The organism is Paenibacillus lentus, from assembly GCF_042714055.1.
GTDB classification, from domain to species: domain Bacteria; phylum Bacillota; class Bacilli; order Paenibacillales; family Paenibacillaceae; genus Fontibacillus; species Fontibacillus lentus_A.
Map to the genome: position 1 here is coordinate 292,168 of NZ_JBHGVC010000004.1, position 19,517 is coordinate 311,684.

At 48.2% G+C, this 19,517-nt stretch carries 15 protein-coding genes; 13 read left to right on the forward strand and 2 right to left on the reverse strand.

What is annotated here, in order from left to right:
• The first annotated feature begins 96 nt into the window (after positions 1-96).
• The 4 genes from ACE3MQ_RS11255 to ACE3MQ_RS11270 all read left to right on the forward strand — a co-directional run bounded on the left by ACE3MQ_RS11255 (position 97) and on the right by ACE3MQ_RS11270 (position 4,734).
• A complete protein-coding gene (locus ACE3MQ_RS11255; protein ID WP_379392705.1) occupies positions 97-1,413 on the forward strand; it encodes an ABC transporter substrate-binding protein in 1,317 nt (438 codons plus the stop codon).
• 155 nt (positions 1,414-1,568) lie between these two features.
• The gene (locus ACE3MQ_RS11260) at positions 1,569-3,683 is read left to right on the forward strand and encodes an alpha-galactosidase (RefSeq protein WP_379392706.1); all 2,115 of its coding nucleotides are present in this window, start codon (positions 1,569-1,571) and stop codon (positions 3,681-3,683) included.
• A gap of 293 nt (positions 3,684-3,976) precedes the next feature.
• Complete coding sequence (locus ACE3MQ_RS11265; RefSeq protein ID WP_379392707.1) at positions 3,977-4,411, forward strand: SRPBCC family protein; 435 nt, start codon at positions 3,977-3,979, stop codon at positions 4,409-4,411.
• Positions 4,412-4,413: 2 nt separating this feature from the next.
• Positions 4,414-4,734 carry an ArsR/SmtB family transcription factor gene (locus ACE3MQ_RS11270; RefSeq protein WP_379392708.1) on the forward strand — a complete coding sequence of 107 codons (321 nt, stop codon included), beginning with the start codon at positions 4,414-4,416 and terminating at the stop codon, positions 4,732-4,734.
• 41 nt (positions 4,735-4,775) lie between these two features.
• Here the strand turns inward: ACE3MQ_RS11270 and ACE3MQ_RS11275 are convergent, their stop codons facing one another.
• The gene (locus ACE3MQ_RS11275) at positions 4,776-5,708 is read right to left on the reverse strand and encodes a LysR family transcriptional regulator (protein WP_379393082.1); all 933 of its coding nucleotides are present in this window, start codon (positions 5,706-5,708) and stop codon (positions 4,776-4,778) included.
• A gap of 223 nt (positions 5,709-5,931) precedes the next feature.
• Here ACE3MQ_RS11275 and ACE3MQ_RS11280 point away from each other — a divergent pair, with 223 nt between their 5' ends.
• From ACE3MQ_RS11280 to ACE3MQ_RS11310, 7 genes are all read left to right on the forward strand, one after another.
• A complete protein-coding gene (locus ACE3MQ_RS11280; RefSeq protein ID WP_379392709.1) occupies positions 5,932-6,981 on the forward strand; it encodes a YeiH family protein in 1,050 nt (349 codons plus the stop codon).
• A 463-nt stretch (positions 6,982-7,444) separates the two neighbouring features.
• A complete protein-coding gene (locus ACE3MQ_RS11285; protein WP_379392710.1) occupies positions 7,445-9,046 on the forward strand; it encodes a sensor histidine kinase in 1,602 nt (533 codons plus the stop codon).
• Positions 9,047-9,093: 47 nt separating this feature from the next.
• Positions 9,094-9,918, forward strand: coding sequence for a response regulator (locus ACE3MQ_RS11290; protein WP_379392711.1), 825 nt, complete (start codon positions 9,094-9,096; stop codon positions 9,916-9,918).
• Between the two features lie 133 nt (positions 9,919-10,051).
• A complete protein-coding gene (locus ACE3MQ_RS11295) occupies positions 10,052-11,383 on the forward strand; it encodes an ABC transporter substrate-binding protein (protein ID WP_379392712.1) in 1,332 nt (443 codons plus the stop codon).
• An 895-nt stretch (positions 11,384-12,278) separates the two neighbouring features.
• Positions 12,279-13,160, forward strand: a complete 882-nt coding sequence (locus ACE3MQ_RS11300; RefSeq protein ID WP_379392713.1) for a carbohydrate ABC transporter permease — start codon at positions 12,279-12,281, stop codon at positions 13,158-13,160.
• Positions 13,161-13,176: 16 nt separating this feature from the next.
• On the forward strand, positions 13,177-14,004 hold the full coding sequence (locus ACE3MQ_RS11305) for a carbohydrate ABC transporter permease (protein WP_379392714.1): 828 nt from the start codon (positions 13,177-13,179) through the stop codon (positions 14,002-14,004).
• 30 nt (positions 14,005-14,034) lie between these two features.
• A complete protein-coding gene (locus ACE3MQ_RS11310) occupies positions 14,035-16,290 on the forward strand; it encodes an FAD-dependent oxidoreductase (RefSeq protein ID WP_379392715.1) in 2,256 nt (751 codons plus the stop codon).
• 85 nt (positions 16,291-16,375) lie between these two features.
• Here ACE3MQ_RS11310 and ACE3MQ_RS11315 read toward each other — a convergent pair whose 3' ends face one another.
• Complete coding sequence (locus ACE3MQ_RS11315) at positions 16,376-17,131, reverse strand: SDR family NAD(P)-dependent oxidoreductase (protein ID WP_379392716.1); 756 nt, start codon at positions 17,129-17,131, stop codon at positions 16,376-16,378.
• A gap of 248 nt (positions 17,132-17,379) precedes the next feature.
• Here ACE3MQ_RS11315 and ACE3MQ_RS11320 point away from each other — a divergent pair, with 248 nt between their 5' ends.
• Together ACE3MQ_RS11320 and ACE3MQ_RS11325 are read left to right on the forward strand one after the other, a co-directional pair.
• Positions 17,380-18,681 (forward strand): NCS2 family permease, encoded by a 1,302-nt coding sequence (locus tag ACE3MQ_RS11320; RefSeq protein WP_379392717.1) that lies wholly within the window; start codon positions 17,380-17,382, stop codon positions 18,679-18,681.
• 289 nt (positions 18,682-18,970) lie between these two features.
• Complete coding sequence (locus tag ACE3MQ_RS11325) at positions 18,971-19,498, forward strand: hypothetical protein (protein ID WP_379392718.1); 528 nt, start codon at positions 18,971-18,973, stop codon at positions 19,496-19,498.
• The last annotated feature ends 19 nt before the right edge of the window (positions 19,499-19,517 follow it).

The window sequence follows — 19,517 nt, forward strand, 5'->3', positions numbered from 1 at the left end:
CCTCAATGTGCCACTTATCTACATTTTTATCAAGAGTCCATTTCTTTAGAATAGTCTCATAGACATACTAACCAAAGAAAGTGGGGGCAAAAACTTATGAAGAAGAAATTTCTGGCCATGTCCTTCAGTCTAGTGCTGTTAATGGGACTTCTGTCGGCATGCGGCGGCAATAATGCAGCCAACAATGGGGCAAACGGTACGGCAGGCGAAGGTGGTAACGCTGATTCCTCCAAACCGGTAACGATTAACATGTTTACGGCTTCTCCAGAATACACAGATGCATTTAATGCTTATATTGAAGAGTACAAAAAAGTTAAACCGAACGTAACGATCAACCTGGAAATTATGCAGGCCGACTATAATACGGTGCTTAAATCCAGAATCGCGGCTGGCAGCACGCCTGACGTATTCCAGACGACTGCAGGTGGAGATATCGATACCTTTGCGGAGTACAGTGCTGATTTGACGGGTGAGCCGCTCGCTGCAGCGATGACGGATGCTGTTCGCTCGAATATGTCTTCTTCGGAAGGTAAGGTTCTTGGACTTCCGATTAAAGGTAACCTGTTCATGATGATTTACAACAAGGATTTGCTTGAGGAAGCCGGGATCACGCAAGTGCCTGCTACCATAGCTGAGCTGGAAGACGCTATCGCCAAGCTCGAAGCGAAAGGCATCACTCCTTTTGCCAATGCTTATAAAGAATGGTGGGTATGGAAGCACGTATTCCAGCATTTCGTGGATGCGGCAGCCCAGGATGCCAACATGAGCGCGAAGGATTTGGTTGAGAGCTTTATCGATGGGAATGCGACTTTCGAGCAGCATCCGGTTCTCGCCGACAACTTCTTTAATTTTGTGGATCTGACGATCAAACACGGAACAGACAAGCCACTAGAGCGTGACAGTAACGCACAGGTCAGTGATTTTGCTTCCGGCAAAGCTGCATTTATGACAGGTAAAGGCGCTTGGGACGAGGAAGCCATCAAGAAAATCAACCCGGACATCAACATCGGAATCGCGGGCTACCCCGTAAGCGACAAAGCGGAGCAAGCTCTGATTATTACTGGAGCCGACCAAGCTCTGCGTATTAACAAAGACTCTAAAGTAGCTAAAGAAACCATTGAGTTCTTTAACTGGCTGTATACTTCGGATTATGGTAAGAACTGGTTCTCTGGCGTAGCGAAGGTTATTCCTCCAATCAAGGATGCTCCGCTGCCAGATCTGGATATGCCGAAACAAATGGAAGAAATTCTTCAAGTGCAGCCATCCGGCGACTTGGCCATTAACTACTCATTGGATACATTCCACCAAAAATTTGGTGAGTTGATGCAAGCTTACATTGGTGGAAGCCAATCGAAAGAGCAAACAATCAACGAAATTCAAAAAGCTTGGATTCAACTTGGATCCGCAGAATAACTTAACGAATCCTGAAATACCCTTCCTTAACTCAGCACTCCCCGGTGCTGAGTTAAGTTATATATAAGTGCTTATAAATGTAAGATGAACCATAAATGGAATGAGCGAACGTTGAGGATTAACGGACGGGCTACAAACTGAAAGGAAGTGCTGCAATGGTGAGTCAGATGATCATAATTGAGGAGAACGGGTTAAATCTCGTATTCGAGGTAACGGACAAACGGGATATTTTATTGCTGCATTTTGGGCAGACGCCTTGGCAGGATGTAAAGGGTAGAATAAGCGGATTATCAGATACGTATAAAAAAGGCTTTCGTTTGCTTGAGCTTCAGCTGACGGGAGAGGATCGGGAGGAGTACCACGGCAGAACGCACCGGGCTACCTATCCGGGCTTGCGCCTGCAATATGAGACGCATCAGGACACTCGCAACGATCATGGCCGGAAGCTAGAGATTGTTCTGAACGATCCCGCTACCTCCCTACAGGCTGTACAGCATTTTCAGTTCTACGACCGCACTGCTATTGTCCGCTGCTGGGTAGAGCTGATCAATAAAGGCTCGCAGCCGGTAGCGGTGGAATATGTATCCAGCTTCGCCCTAACCGGACTTGATAAGGAAGGCATAGAGGATCGGGACAGCAAAATGAAGCTGTCGATTCCGCACCACGGCTGGCAAAGCGAGCTGCAGTGGCGAACGTACCTGCTGCCCGAGCTTGGCATGTCTCATTTGATTGACAGGGGCTCCAAGCGGATATCCTGCAGCAATACAGGCTCCTGGTCAGCAGCGGAGCATGTCCCTATGGCTATTCTGGAAAATCAAGAGACTGGGACGAGCTTGTTCTGGCAAATCGAGCATAATGGCTCATGGCATTGGGAAATCATTGACCAGTCCGATCTTCTGACGCTGCTGATCAGTGGGCCGACAGAGCATGACAACCATTGGTGGATTTCGCTTCAGCCGGGAGAAGAATTTGTTTCAGTGCCTGCTGCGGTTGGCGCTGTACAAGGCTCTATCGATGAGGCGGTTGGGCAATTGACGCGTTACCGACGTCTGATTCGGAGACCGAACGAGGATAATCGCAAGCTCCTGGTCATCTTCAATGATTATATGAATTGTCTATGGGGTGACCCTACGACGGAGAAGCTGCTCCCGCTGATCGATGCGGCAGCCGATGTAGGCTGCGAATATTTTTGTATCGATGCCGGGTGGTATGCCTCCGGTGAATGGTGGGACGGCGTTGGCGAGTGGCTTCCGTCGAAGGAGCGGTTCCCTGAAGGCATCAAGTATGTGCTGGATTACATTCGCAGCAAAGGAATGGTTCCCGGGTTATGGCTGGAGCTTGAAGTGATGGGCATTAACAGTCCAAAGCTAAAGGATGCGGACGACAGCTGGTTCTTCCAGCGTCACGGGCAACGAGTGAAGGATCGCAGCCGGTACCAGCTGGATTATCGGAATCCGGATGTCATTGCTCACGCCGACGAGGTGATTCGGCGGCTCGTAGAGGATTACGGCGTAGGATACATCAAGATGGACTACAACATCAATGCCGGGATCGGGACGGAGAAGGATGCCGATAGTGTGGGAGATGGACTGCTGCAGCATAATCGCGCTTATTTGAGCTGGCTGGATCGTATTTTTGCGCGGTATCCGGATCTGGTCATCGAGAATTGCTCCAGCGGCGGAATGCGGATGGATTACGCGATGCTTAGTCGTCATAGCATTCAATCGACAAGCGATCAGGAAAATTACGTGAACTACGCCGCAATCGCCGCGGCTTCACCTTCTGCGCTTACGCCGGAGCAATCCGCGATCTGGTCGTATCCGCTGCGTGAAGGCGACGATGAAGAGGTCGTATTCAACATGGTGAACGCCTTGCTGCTGCGGGTGCATCAGAGCGGTCATCTGGCTGAGCTGAGCCCGCGTCGCCGCGAGCTGGTCAAAGAAGCGCTCGATTATTACAAATCGATTCGCCATCATATTCCGCAGGCGCTGCCATTCTGGCCGCTCGGTCTACCGACGCAGCAGGACGATTGGATCTGTCTGGGCCTGCGCCACGAAGACAATGTCTACCTGGCGGTCTGGCGCATTCGCGGAGAGTCGGCCGAGGTCGGCCTGCCCCTTTCCCAGCTCCAGGGCCGGTCGCTTGATGTTCGCTGCGCCTATCCGCAAGGATTTGATTGCAGCTGGAGCTGGAGCGAGGCAGAGGGCGTACTGAAGGTTGCTCTGCCGAAAACGGAGACAGCAAGACTGCTGGAAATCAAGCTAAAGTAAATTAGTAGGATGCAAGAAGGCATTTTGAATGTAGAAAACAGTATATAGCTGCTATAGGTGATACAGGTATCTGCTTGTATTCGAATGCCGCATCCGCTTAATTATAAAGGGGATGCGGCATTTTAAGGTTCCTCACGGTATCGCCTTCATTATACGATTACTTTCGGAGCATGCTAAAGAAGAAAAATCTGCATCTTGACATGAAACCTTTTGGTGTCATACTATGAAATGCGAAACTAAATGGTTTCATATTCTTCCGAAACAGATCTACTATATAAGGAGAGATTTTGAAAATGAGTCCAGCAAACCACGACAACGGCGGCTCGCTTCCTGATATTCGGCGTACGCTCTTATTGAATGCACCAATTGGAAAGGTATGGGAGGCGGTGGCTACCTCGGAAGGAATCGCAGCTTGGTTTATGCCCAACAATTTTGAACCGAAGGAAGGGTTCGAGTTTGTTCTGAATGCGGGGCCATTCGGCAATTCGCCCTGCAAGGTGATGGAAATTAGCCCTCCGCATCGACTTTCTTTTACATGGGGGAAGGATTGGACGTTGTCTTTTGAGCTTGTAGAAGTAGGCGTGCAGACGGAATTCACTCTAATCCATGGCGGGTGGAGTGCTGATCAGATAACCGAGTTTGGAGAGGCTCATGGGATTGTACGTCCCCGCATGGATCAAGGCTGGGGTGGACTGGTGGAGAAATTGGCCTCTTACGTGGAAGGCTAGAGATGTCTGCAGCCCCGAAGTATGACGTGTTCCAAGCCATAGCTGATCCGACCCGCCGGCAATTGCTGAATTTGCTTAGCAGGGGGGAAATGCCTGTTAAAGAAATCAGTGGGCATTTTCCCATGAGCCGTACCGCTGTATCCAAGCATTTGCATGTCCTGTCCTCAGCTAGGCTTGTCCGGGAACGGAAGGTAGGCCGAGAGACGAGATATCGCCTAGACCCGGATCCCCTGCAAGAGCTGCAGCACTGGCTGAATTACTTTGAGCAGTTCTGGGACAACAAGCTCTCCATGCTCAAACACTATGTGGAGAACGAGGAGTAGGACAGGAGGATGGATGCTCGGTCTGCGTATGGCATATTGCCTTAAAGCGGATCGGGCAGCTCAAGCATATCGCGAGGCATTTCCGCTGCTTTCCGCTGCTCTTGTACCTTCCGCTGGAACATTTCCGCCGCTAAGGTGAGGGAGCCCTGTCTGTTGCGTATAACGGACAGCTCCCGCTTCATAGCCGGCCCGCTAACCGCAAGTTCGCAGAGTTCACCGTTCTCAAGCTCTTTGCGGACGGCCAGGCGGGAAAGCACGGCAATCCCCAAACCCGCAGACACAGCCTCTTTGACACCTTGGCTGCTGTTGAATACATATGAACGCTTGACGGTCAATCCGTTCGCTTGCAGGAAATGATCGCTAAACGCGCGGGTGCCTGAGCCATTCTCGCGAATAATCCAATTTTGATCGGTTAAATCAGCCGGATTTAATGCTGAAGCAGAAGCCAAGGGATGCTTCGGAGCAGCGACAACAATCATTTCATCCTGCATGTATGGAGTGATGATCAAATCCGGATGATCGTCTACACTGCCCTCCACGAGCGCTAGGTCAAGCTCATTGGAACGAATTCCCGCCACAATCTCCTCCGTATTGCCAATGGTCAATTCCAGATCGACCTCGGGATATTGCGCGGCAAATTTGGCAAGGAGCCGGGGCAAAATATATTCTCCAATCGTAAAGCTAGCGCCGATCTGGATTGAGCCGGTTACCACTTCATGCAGTAGGTGGATTTGCTCCTTGGCTTCCTCATACAAACCTAGAATTTGCTTGGCTTTACGATATAATATTGTTCCTTCCTCTGTCAGCTTCACTTGCTTGGGCGAACGCAGCATTAATTTCGTGCCGAGCTCGTTCTCCATATTTCGGATGTGCTGGCTTACGCCAGGCTGGGACATGTTCAGAAGTTCTGCGGCCTTTGAGAAATGACGTTGTTCCGCAACCGTAACAAAGACACGTAGGGTGTCGACGATCATATTCACTTCCCCTTTCAATAATCTCATTGTAGCCTTCTTCGAGACGACTCTCAATCTGTCCGCGTCAGTTCATTTTATTTCAATTGATATATCATAACACTTTAATCATCAGTTTTGCTTATGATCGAAATAGCAGATCCGTATTTCACATCTGGCCTGCCGGGATTTATAGTTAACATAAACCAGCGCTGGATTCCACAAATACGATCTTGGAGTGATCTTCATGGCACAAACTGTACAGTCACAGACAAAGGTTGCACCGTTCAAACGGAGACAGAGCTTCGGTTTTGTGCAGGGCATCGGATTAACCGTGCTGCTGGCCATAGCGGCTAAATTTTTGTCTTATCTACCGCTATTAAGCGTAATGGGACATCTCGTGATTGCCATTATGCTTGGGTTAATTTGGAGGGCTGCCATCGGTGTGCCAGAGCATATCGTTGGCGGCATTTCCTTCTCCAGTAAAAAGCTGCTTCGCCTCGGGATTATTATGCTCGGCATGAGGCTGAATTTACAAAGCATTATTCAAGCAGGCCCAAAGGTGCTTGCTATGGCCGTTATCCATATTGCATTTACGATTGCGGTCGTAGCCGGCTTGGCCAAATGGTTTAAGATTCCCGGCAAGCTCGGTGTTCTCACGGCTTGTGGAACCGCCATTTGCGGGGCCGCAGCAGTAGTTGCGATAGCGCCGCAAGTGGAGGCCAAGGACGAGGAGACGGCCATTGGCGCAGCCGTTGTCGCCATCCTGGGGACAGGGTTTACTTTAGTTTACAGCCTTCTGTATCCGGTATTCGGGCTGTCCGCCCATAGCTACGGAATTTTCGCGGGAGCTACGTTACACGAAATTGCCCATGTTATCGCAGCGGCGGCACCAGCTGGAAGCCAGGCTGAAGATATCGCCATTGTCGTCAAGCTGGCGCGTGTAGCGATGCTTGTGCCTGTGTCGTTATTGCTGGGAATGTGGATGAATCGCAAGAAGCGGACAGGGCCGCGAATTTCTCGTAAACGTTCTATTCAGATTCCGTGGTTTATCCTCGGGTTTCTATTGATGAGCGGAGTAAATACGTTAGGAATTATTCCAGAGCGTGCTACAGGAATGATCGTCGCAGCGGCTTACTTGCTGATTGCCGTAGCAATGGCTGGGCTCGGCCTTGGAGTTGATCTTGCCGTATTCCGCCGACTGGGGATCAGGCCTTTCTGGGCGGGGCTCATCGGGTCTATCGCATTGTCGCTGCTTGGTTATGGCAATTTATATCTGTTCGGATTGAATGGATAAAATAACATTAAAGGTCAACTCATCAGCAAGCAGCTTTTTAAGCTTCGGATGAGAGGACCTTCTTTTTTAGGGGAGTTTTTTTGTCTGCAGGCTCCATATCAGTCTACGTCTGTCCGCCACAATAGAACAAATCTACGTAGTGTCCACCTTTCTCCCCCTCTAACATACAACAAATCGATGCAATTTAGACTAACCTCATTAATAGCAGAAGCCTTGGTGCTATAATCGAAGGACAGATGATATATAAAGTGAGGTTTCCCGCGAGATGGTGAATCGACGGCGTACCCTGATCCCGCAAAGCCTAAAGTACAGGCTGTTTTCTGCCTTTGTGATACTGATCCTTTTGCCGTTTTGCGCGCTAAATATTTACAACTATCAAAATATTGAAACTTTAGTTCAGAAAAAGATCAGTCAGCAAAGTCACTCCCAACTCGAGCAAATGTACCGTACTTTAGAGGATCAAATGAGCATCGCGTTCAAAACGCTGATCTTTCTGGAGCAGGACTCTACTGTGCGATCCATTTTGCAAAACCCTGAACTTCGGCCAGGGCTTGAGAACAAGAGATTGATGGAGGAAAAATTCAAGACGCTGAACAACAGTTTTTTTCTATATAATCCTTCGGTTTATTTTACAATTCTCGATTTCAATCATAGCGTATATACGTCCTACCCGCCTAAGGAGGCGCTAAACTACGAGAGGCTTAGAAATAACTCCGGCTTTAATCTGGAGCGGATGGAGACGGCTTCCTATCACTGGGTATCTAGTGATGACAATTACGTATTCCGGGACGTATCGACGAGCCCCTATTTATTGTCTCTTTACGCGTATATGAAGGATCGATACAACGAGCCCTATGGCATGGCCCGGATTAGTATTGACTACTCGTTTTGGTTTCAGTCCGTGCTGAAGCAATCCACACTGCGACAGGAATATTTCCTTATTACGAGCCAGGGGGAAAATATTTCACAGTCCGTACAGGACAGCTCTCTGTCAGCAGCGATCAAGAAGCAGATTGTTAGTCAGGAGGATAGCGAATATTTTACGGATAAGACTTCAGATACGCTGATTAATTATATTTACGTTGAATCCTTGGACTGGTATATTGTGAACCGAATTCCGCTCAGTATTCTGTTCACCGAGATTGAGGAATTGAAACGGCAATATTTTGTGACCTTCTTTGTTCTGATGGGAGCTTTCATCCTGATGACTTTCATCATTGCTTCGACTATAACGCGTCCGCTCTCTCATTTACAAAATAAGATGAGGGAGGTTGTCCGAAAAAATTTAAAAGTTCGGCTGCCAGAACAAAAATTTAGAGGAGAGATTTTAGAGCTGACTCGAACCTTTAATACGATGCTCGATGACACGAACGAATTGATCCGACAGCTTAAAGCAGAGGAGCGGCAGAAGGAGGCGGTTCATTTTCAGATGCTGCTAGCTCAGATGAATCCGCATTTTCTCCTGAATACTTTGAATACGATTAAATGGATTGCGATCCGTGAGAAAAACGAGGATATTACGAATATGACGTTGTCGCTCGGGAAGCTGCTTGAAGCTAGTCTTAGCACAGAGAAGGATCTGGTTTATTTAAAGGATGAACTGGAGCTCGTTCAGGCTTACGTTCATATTCAGCAAATACGTCATAATTATCAATTTAAAGTTACTTATCATTATGAGGAACAAATTCAGTATGCTCTTGTTCCTAAGCTCAGTCTGCAGCCGCTGATTGAGAATTCTATTATGCATGGTGTTGGGGGCCTCGAGGCTCAAGGATGGATTGAAATTCGAATATATCGAATAGGCAATGACAAATTGGCGGTTGAAGTCGAGGACAATGGGATTGGCATGGATCAATCAAGACGTTTGCAGCGGCAAGCAATCGGCAGGAAACGGCCGGGAATCGGTTTAAGCAATGTGCGGGAGAGACTGAAGTTACTTTTTAAGGAGCAGGGCTCCATGGAGATCATTTCCTCCGACGAGGGCACCTTAATTCGTTATACGATTCCGTTCTTGTTATCTACGCCATACGTGTCAGAGCCAGGGAAGGAGCATCATACTATTTAAGCTAGCTTACCAAGTCAACAAAGCCAACGGCAGGAGGAGAACAGCTCATGTGGAAGGTGCTGCTTGTAGAGGATGAAGTGTTCGTCCGGGAATCCGTCCGCGAAATTATTGCATGGGAGGAGCTTGGATTTACGGTAACAGGGGAAGCCGGCAACGGAGCAGAGGCGCTGGATATGATCCGGCTGGATCCACCCGATCTCGTACTCGCTGATATCGTGATGCCGGAAATGGATGGCGTGGAATTGCTGAGAAGAACGCGGGAAGAGGGATACGGCTCGAAATTTATTATGCTTACTTGCATGAGTGATTTTGAGTATATGCGGCAGGCGATGGAATACGGGGCTTCCAATTATATTCTCAAGCTGTCAATGAGCGTGAATTCACTTCGTGACACGCTTCGCAAGCTTAGCTCGGAGCTAATCAAAGATGAGGAGCAACAGGTAATGACACGCTCCAAAGGGGTTGGAAAACAGGAGGAAATGACTTCCATCGTCCTTCAGACCGTGGAGCCTGAAGCAATTACTTCACATCCCGAAGTGCTCAAAATATTGCATTATATCCAGCAGCATTATAACCGGGATATTACTGTTAAATTTATGTCACAGTATGTCATGATGGGCGAGAACTACGTCAGCGCACTATTCAAGAAGAAGACCGGACAGACGCTGATTCATTACTTACATCAAGTTCGAGTCGAGAAGGCGAAGCATTATTTGATTCATACCGAACTCCCGGTGCATGAGATCGGTCATCAGGTTGGTTTCCTGAATGACAATTATTTTATCAAGATATTCAAGCGACTGACCCAACATACGCCCAGTAAATACAGGCAGCTTAACAAGTCTGCGCAGTCTAACAAATCTATGCAGTAAATTTGTTCTACTGTCTGGCGATTTGCATCATTTTGTTTGGTAAACTGAATGGTTTTGTATATTAAAAAACACTCCCGATCCCTGCTACGATGAGAGGGAATCAGTTATATTACCGAAATAGGGAGGTCTTCCATTGAAAAACAAAAAAAGAATGTCCATACTCCTTGCAGCGACAATGCTCTTCGGACTGCTCGCTGGATGCGGCGGAGGCAATAAAGAAGGTAGTCCGGCAAATGCTGCAAGCGGTTCCAAACAGGAGTCCGCAGGGAAGTCGATCAAGCTGACGATGTGGGGAGGCGTGCCGCCGGAGACGGGGCCGCAGGCGGTGGTAGACGCTTGGAATGCAGAGCACCCCGATATTCATGTGGAATATGTGCGCTTTGTTAATGATGACGACGGGAATTTGAAGCTGGATACGGCACTGGCAACAGGTCAGGATGTCGATTTGTTTGTCAATTATACGCTGACCCAAGTAGAGAAACGGGTTAATGCCGGGGTAGCCCTTGATTTGAGCGAATTTACGGATTATAACATTGATGAGAAAATGGGCAGCGATGCAGCGGAGTGGAAAATTGGAGACAAGTACTACGGTGTGCCCACCAAGAAAAATGTTTTCTTCTTTGCTCTGAACAAGGATGCGCTGGAGCAAACGGGGCTTAAGGTGCCAAAGACATGGACATGGGATGAGGCAAGACAATATGCCAGGACGCTGAAGGAAGCTGGCTTCCAATACGGACTTGTGCAGCACATTGAGCCATTTGTAGATCCAATTGATTCCGTGCTCGTTAAAGAAGGCTATGTCAAAGAGGACGGGAGCTCGAACCTAGATCATCCACTCGTCACAACTTGGCTCGAGACGATGAATGCGATGATGAAGGAAGATAAGACGACGCCACCGCTTGGCGAACAGCTTACGTCCAAAATGCCGGTCGAAAACATGTTCCTTGGTGGTGAATCGGCCATGATTAATATTGGAGAATGGCTGATTCGCAGCTCTAATAATATGAAGGATTTTCCGCGTGATTTTAAAATAGCTTTTGCCCCTGTACCCAGATTGTCTGCAGATGAGGAGGATTTTATAGGCCGCGGGGGTCTGGGCGATTTGATCTCTATCAATGCCAACTCCAAGAACAAGGAGGCTGCCTGGGAATTTCTGAAGTGGTATGCTGACGGAGGGATGGCACCTATGGCGGCAGGCGGACGTCTACCGGCTTCAAGTGCGGTAGATCAGACAACGGCTATTACGAATCTGCTTGGCGAGCATGAGGACACTTATGATAAGGAATCACTGGAGTATGTACTGTATAGTGACAAGACGCCAACTTTCGTTCGGAGCTTCCCGCAGGAAATGGTGGATATGCGCGCGCAGGAATACGAGAAGTTCTTCTTGGATAACCAGACTGTGCAGCAGACGGTGCAGGCGATGATGAAGCGTCATAATGATTGGTTGAACCAGCAAAAGTAAAATTGGGGGGGGGGCTGTCTCAGAAGTCATCATAGATGACTGAGGGACGCCCCTTTCTTTTAGAAAGCTATCTGTTTTTGCGGGATAATTTTTGCCGGAATCAATTTCTCCCTTGCCCGCATCCCCTTCTTTAGCTCATCTTATATAAGCTGTCGAACTCGAACATATCTATCGAACACAAACCCTAAATGGAATTCATGTATCTAATTATGCTCTAAACGAATGTTTCGGGGGATTAGATGGATTTCATGCATCTAAAATCAAGCATTCAGCCTGTGATAGCGATCTCCCTTCTTCTAACGACATGAAATCCATTTAAATCTACTTTTCTTTCTTTGCAGCAGAAACTAACTACTATAAATCCATTTAGAATGTGAAATCCGCGATTTATGCTTGGCGTAAAAGGGAGGCAGAGAGCGTGATTGGTCACATCAGGGGTAACCCGGCAGGGAGCCTGATTGGTCACATTAGGGGTAACCCGAGGCAGAGGGCGTGTGTGGCCAAAGGGGAACCGATCGTTTTGCAGGTTTTCCCTGCGAGGCTTGGACAAGGTTCATGGGCAGTTTGGGCTTGTTGCCTTAACCTACAATCTCTGAAAATAGCAGGCATCCGCCTCGCTGCTTTCCTACAAAAGCATTGGCCATAAAAAGGTTGGAGTGGAAACTTTACGTTTTCCCTCCAACCTTTTTATTTTAGGGACTTATTGGACATCCCCTCTAATTTCCTGGAAATGGGGATGAACATACCGGGGTATAGAACGAATCAGTTCACCCCTGCGCAAGCACTAGCGAAAATGCGTATTTTTGTAGTATGGGATTCGTCGTTTTGTTCATTAAAAAGGCCTCGATCCGCCTGCTATGCTTAACATGTAATTCAAGACTGGGGAGTGTTGCGTATGAGAAGTTCCTGGATGAAACGGCAGCAACTGCTGGGGTATGTGTTTATCGGGCCCAATATGCTCGGGGTGCTTCTGTTCTTTATTTTACCGGCCATTTATTCTTTTTATCTCATGTTCACGGACTATAAGTTTATGAATCCAAACACTAATTTTATTGGATTTGAGAACATTCAAAGAATGTTGGGAGATGAGGTGTTCTATGTCGCCTTAAAAAACACGATGATCTTCCTGCTGGCGGTTCCTATTTCCATCGGATTGGCTTTTGTCGTGGCGGTAGTGCTAAATCGCTCCGTCCACTTAAAGAAGCTGCTTAGGGCATTATATTTTATGCCTTACATTACTAGCGGTGTAGCGATCGCTTTCGTCTGGATGCTGCTGTTCCAGCCGACCAATGGACCGATTAATGGCATGCTAAGAGCTATCGGGATTGCGAATCCTCCGGGCTGGTTGTCCACCATGGATTCTTCCATGTATGCGATAGATATCATTTGGATCTGGTTCATGCTTGGCTATAACATGATTATTTATTTGGCTGCATTGCAGGAAATTTCGGGAGAACTGCTGGAGGCCGCGAAGATCGATGGGGCCCGGACATGGCAGACAGTTCGCAGTGTCATTTGGCCGCTCGTTAGCCCTACAACCTTCTTGCTGCTTATTACTGGATTAATTATGACGATTAAGCAATTTGGGATTATTCAGGCCATCACGCAGGGGGGCCCTGGCAACAGTACGACGGTGATGTCGCTGTATATTTATCAGAACGCATTCCGTTACTACGAGATGGGTTATGCATCAGCTATCTCCTGGGCATTATTCTTGATTATTATGGTGTTCACCGTTCTGCAATGGATCGGTCAGAAGCGCTGGGTTCATTACTAGAGGGGAGGATTGGCAGATGACACAAATAAATATTCGCAAACTTATCCTGACGTTCATCATGCTATTCTTCGGGGTAGTGATGGTAGTTCCCTTTATATGGATGATCAGCACTTCATTTAAATCGCCGGCGGATGTATTTAAATATCCAGTCGAGTGGGTTCCTTCTACTTTAAATTGGGAGCACCATGTCAAAGTATGGTCAGGCAAAGATAGCTTCGCACAGTATTATTTAAACTCTTTGAAAATATCATCCATCAGTGTCATTGGAGCGGTGTTGCTGTCATCTTTGGCCGCCTATGGATTCTCGCGGATCGAGTTCAAGGGACGTAACGCAATGTTCTTGGTGTACCTGTCCATGATGATGGTGCCGCCGCAGGTGTTATTCGTTCCGAAATTTATCATGTTTGAGTGGGCAGGCATATATAACACGCATTGGGCACTCATTCTTCCTGGCATGTTTACCATCTTCGGAGTGTTCATGATGAGACAGTTTTTCATGTCCGTACCAGCGGAAATTTCAGAGGCTGCCTTTATTGATGGCGCTGGACATTTTCGAATATTTTTCCGTTTGATTCTCCCGCTGGCCAAGCCGGCTCTAGCCACGCTGGCGATTATCGATTTTTCCTGGCATTGGAACGATTACGAGAATGCGCTCGTGTTTCTGATCAACCAAAATTTGTATACCGTTCCGTTAGGCTTACAGAACTTTATTCTTGAGAACAACGTGGATTATAACGGTATGATGGCTGCGGCTACCGCTGGTATTATTCCGATGATCATCGTCTTCCTGATCGGACAGAAATATATTATTCAGGGCGTATCCAGTGCGGCGGTCAAAGGATAGCCAAAGAAGAGAGGAGAAAGGAGACTATTCATGAGATACGAATCGATACAAAGTGATATTACGGTTGTTGGCGGAGGGCTTGCTGGGGTATGTGCTGCCATTGCGGCAGCAAGGCTCGGAAGGAAGGTAGCGCTTGTTCAGAACCGTCCGGTACTTGGAGGTAATTCCAGCAGTGAGGTTCGAGTGTGGGTATGCGGAGCAACTGCTCACGGGATCAACCGATACGCACGGGAAACGGGTATTATGGGCGAGCTGTTTCTTGAAAATCAGTACCGTAATCCCGACGGCAACCCGTACATTTGGGATCTGGTTGTATTGGAGAAGGTTAAGGCAGAGCCCAATATCGCACTTTATTTAAATACAGATGTTCATGAGGTTGAAGCGGACGGGAAGGAAGAGAATCGGATGATCCGTTCTGTCACGGGCTGGATGCAGGGTTCGGAGCGGCGGATTCGCTTTGAAAGCCCGGTATATCTGGACTGCTCAGGCGACGGGCTGATCGGCTTTCTGGCCGGAGCACAGTACCGGCTGGGACGGGAAGCCAGAGATGAGTACAATGAGGAGTGGGCGCCGGAAATTGCTGATGATGTCACACTCGGCAGCACACTGCTGTTTTATACAAAGGATGTGGGTCATCCTGTTAAGTTTATCCCTCCTGCATTTGCCAAGGATATTACGAAGACGCCAATCCCGCTAAAGCGTGTCATACGGAGCGGGGATTCCGGATGTCACTACTGGTGGATTGAATGGGGCGGGGAGCATGATACGGTTCATGATAATGAAAAGATTCGGGACGAGCTGTCCTCTGTTATTTACGGTATTTGGGATTATATCAAAAACTCTGGTCAATTTGATGCAGATAACATGACCCTGGAATGGGTAGGTGGGGTTCCTGGCAAGCGGGAATACCGTAGATTTGTTGGCGATTATGTACTGACACAGAACGATATTCTTTCCCAGAGGCTTTTTCATGATCGTGTAGCCTATGGAGGGTGGTCGATTGATCTTCATCCACCGCAAGGCATGTATGCTACTGAGAGCGGCTCGAAGCATACGCATGCCGATGGCAACTACCATATTCCTTTCCGTTCCTTATATTCAGTTAACGTGGCTAATCTGCTATTTGCCGGAAGAAATATTAGCGCTACTCATGTCGCCTTTGGAACTACTCGAGTCATGGCGACCTGCGCTCTGATGGGAGAAGCGGCGGGAACGGGGGCCGCCTTATGTGTAGAGCATGACATATCTCCAAGAGAGCTATCGCAGAATCATATCGAGCTGCTGCAGCAAACGTTGCTTAAGCAGGATGCCGCGGTACTCGGCTTGCAGAACAAAGATCCGGAGGACATAGCAAGAGAGGCGAAAGTAACCGCATCGTCTGCCTTATCACAGCTTAGGGTCGAACCTGCCGGGGAGCTTGCAGCATATCATTTAGTTCGGGATGTCGGCATGATTATGCCGGTTCAAACCGGTATGGGCATTATACAGTGGCTGGTCGATGCAGCAACAAAGACTGAGCTGAAGGTTGAAGTATGGAGCACGGGGCGAGCGGAAAATTATGTACCTGTTAAGCTGGAGTATGAAACGATGGTAACTGTAGAGCAGGGGGGGGAACAATGGATCCCAGTTATGCTGGATTGGAATCCGTCCGAGCCGCAAAATGCTTTCATCATATTAAGGCATAATGAGGCTATCCGCCTGCATATGTCAAATGCTTCGATTAGTGGTATTCTGGCCTTTGAGCGGGGGGCTCCCGCACACGTATCCAAGGATTTGGAGGATCATGACGACAGCCAGCCGGTCATCGAATGGAGCATGCGAAATCTCGTGCGTCGCGCATTCTGCTTCCGGGCGTTATTTCCAAGCGGATGCTATGATCCGGAACATATCATTGACGGCTATCTAAGGCCGTACGGCGGCCCGCATATGTGGCTATCCGAGCCGATGAAGGATAAGCAGGCGGAATGGGTTCAGTTGTCATGGGATGAAGTAAAGGAAATTCGGGAAATACATCTTGTTTTTAATGATAATGTGAACGAGGATCTGATCAATCTTCATCGCCATCGTACTCCGTTTGAGATCATACCTGAACTGGTAAAGGATTATCGGATTGAAGCGTACGTTGATGGGAAGTGGATCGTACTTGCGGCGGGTCAGGATAACCACCGGAGAAAGACTGTTCATCGGCTGGATCAGAGTATTTACGCTTCTTCGATCAAACTAATCGTGGATTCAACGAACGGATCAGCTTATGCGGAAGTCATTGAAGTAAGAGTTTACGCTTAGTACATTTCTTGTTCATTTTTACAGACTATAAAAAGTCGAGCAACGGTATGATGCTGCCTTTGCTCGACTTTTTGAGTTCAATCCATCAACCGTTCATCACGCTGCCGCCGTTAGCTCCAAGCACTTGGCCCGTGTAAATATTAGCGTCGTCCGAAGCGAGGAACATGACGGATCTGGCGATTTCCTGAGGGAACGCTAATCGGCCGAGCAAATGTCGTGAATCTTTTTTGTGCTCGCCTTCCTCCAGCGAAGAACGAACGTCAGAGAAGGTTCCGCCCGGAGCGACCGCGTTCACGAGCACATAAGGAGCAAGCTCCCTTGCCAATGATTTGGTCAGGGAAGTAACGCCGCCTTTGGCTGCGGAATAATGAGCCAGCTCCGCTCCGCCTTGACTGGCTAAATCGGAAGTGACATTAATGATTTTGCCTGCCTTTTGGGCCAGCATGCGTGTCGCTGCCTCGCGTGAAGTATAGAATGCGCCATAAAGGTGAATTTTTAGCATCCGATCCCACTGCTCGTCGGTCATCTCGGTGATTTTTACAGCCTGGGCAATTCCTGCATTGTTCACCAGGATATCTAGTCTGCCGAACTGCTCGTCCATCGCCGCGAACATATCCTTGACTTGGTACGAGTCGCTGACGTCGGCATGGAACACTTCCGCGCGGACTCCGTGGGATTCCGCCTGCCTTTTGACGTCGGCTGCTTCCTTGTCATCGCCATAATAATTAATCATGACATGGATGCCTGATTTAGCTAGCTCCAGTGTGATCGCTTTGCCAATCCCCCGGCTTCCACCCGTAATGAGGGCAATTTTTTGCTGTTTACCGCTGCTTGTCATCATAATTGGGCTCCTTTTGATTAACTTTGTTGTTGTGATGAATGACTGTATCTTGTGTGTACCTAGATCGAACGACCTATAAAACAGATCTATGAAATTATACTATATAATTTGTGAATTGGAGAACAATTTGTTGAAGGAGTGATCGGAAGGCTTGACGAGCATGTGAGTTCGCAGGAAAATAAGGGATGTTCGAATTGGTTAATACTATGGATAAGGCGTTTTAACAGGAAGGGAGAATAATCATTTATATGAACCAGGTTCTGAATAAGTATTTCAAGCTGGAGGAGCACGGGACGAATGTGAAGACCGAGGTGCTGGCCGGCATTACGACCTTTTTAGCTATGGCGTATATTTTAGTAGTTAATCCGGCGATCCTCTCTGCGGCAGGGATTCCGTTTGAGCAGGTTTTTATGGCCACCGTGATTTCGGCGGTTGTCGGTACTCTCTTTATGGCGTTGTTTGCCAAGCATCCGATAGCGATCGCGCCGGGCATGGGACTTAATGCTTACTTTACGAGCGTAGTCGCTTCGACCGGTTTAACTTATCAGACGGTACTCGGAACCGTCTTTCTTGCCGGTATTTTGTTCTTATTGCTCAGTCTGACACCGCTGCGGGAGGCGCTGATTCGCGCCATTCCCGATTCGCTCAAATTCGGAATTACGGCCGGAATAGGCCTGTTTATTGCTTTTCTTGGATTGCGGATGTCCGGCATCGTTGTAGCGAATCCGGATAATTTGGTGACCTTCGGCGATTTACACCGATCCGTTACGCTGCTGACGATCTTCGGTCTGTTCGTGACATTGATTTTATTGGCGCGGCGAATTACTGGAGCACTGTTCATCGGGATGGCTCTCACTGCACTGGTTGGCTATTTTACGGGCCAGCTATCTTTCGACGGCATTGTATCCGCTCCGCCGGCCCCTGTGTTTTTCGATATGGATGTGCCCGGCGTGTTCAGCCAGGGGCTGTACGTAACGGTATTTGCCTTTTTGCTCGTTACGCTCTTTGATACGACCGGCACGCTGATTGGGGTAGCCGAGCAGACGGGGGCGATGAAGAACGGCGAATTTCCGCGGGTCAAGTCGGCGCTTCTGGCCGATGCTACTGCAACGACGGTAGGTTCGCTGTTTGGAACGAGCCCCACGACGGCTTACATCGAATCGACGACAGGCGTAGCCGCAGGGGGACGAACGGGCTTAACCTCTCTCGTCGTGGCTGGACTGATGATTTTGTCCATGTTCATTTCGCCGCTGGTCGGGGCGATTTCCTCACTTCCGGCGATTACAGCTCCGGCACTCATTATCGTTGGCTGCTTTATGATGGAAGGGCTGGCGAGAATTCAATGGAAAAAATTCGACGAGGCCTTCCCGGCTTTTGCCATCCTGCTCATGATGCCGCTCACCGCAAGCATCGCCACAGGAATAGCGGTCGGCTTCATTACTTATCCGGTGATGAAGCTCGTCAGCGGGAAGGGCAGGGAGGTACACCCGCTGCTTTATATTTTTGGAGTAATCTTCATTGTTCAATTGACGTTTTTCCCAGCACACTAAGGCATAGCTTTATCGGGGATAGGGGTAATGCTGCCTCTAAATGCGGTCTGTCTGTTTACCTAGAAAGTACGTCGATAGACATTTTTCTTAATAAATAAAAAAATATTGTCACCCCTTTTAACATAATTGAGACCCTTTTGCTGCCGCCAAAACATATAATTAAGATGAAATCATTTATTTTAAGTTTAAATGAACTGAAAATGGTTATAGAAGGGTATAGGCTTATAAGTCTTTATACTTATAGATAGATGGAATTTCATCTCGAAGACCTGAAAGGCGGGAGCACACAATGATGAGAAAATGGTTGGCCGTATTGATCCCTTTAGTCCTTATAGTTGTTATGTCTTCGTTTAGTACGTCCAGTTCGGGGGCTGCGGAGCCGGGATATATCCCCGTAGAGCAGACGCCTGATACCAAGGTCGTATATATTGAACAATTGAACTCTCTAGCGGATGGAAAAAATGAGCTGACCGTGGATGAAATCCAGTGGTACGAAGGGGAGGCTGCCGAGCAGGCCTTTCTGAAGCATGAGCCGGATGCAGGAATCGATGGCCCTCCGGACGGTTATTACATCGTGAATGAGGATCATGAGCTGATGAGCTATCCGATCGCCGAGAATGCCAAAATTCTTATGCAGATTTATGATCGTACGGGAGATATAGAGGATATGGATATCCAATGGGATGAGCAGGTAACGTTGGAGCAGTTCAAGAGCATTCTTGAGAACGCCGAATGGATCGATGTTCGGGATTTTCCTTTCCATATTACCGTGAAGGATGGCACTATCGTGCAAATTGTACAGCAGTACATTCCGTGAACCTGCGCATCAATGGCAA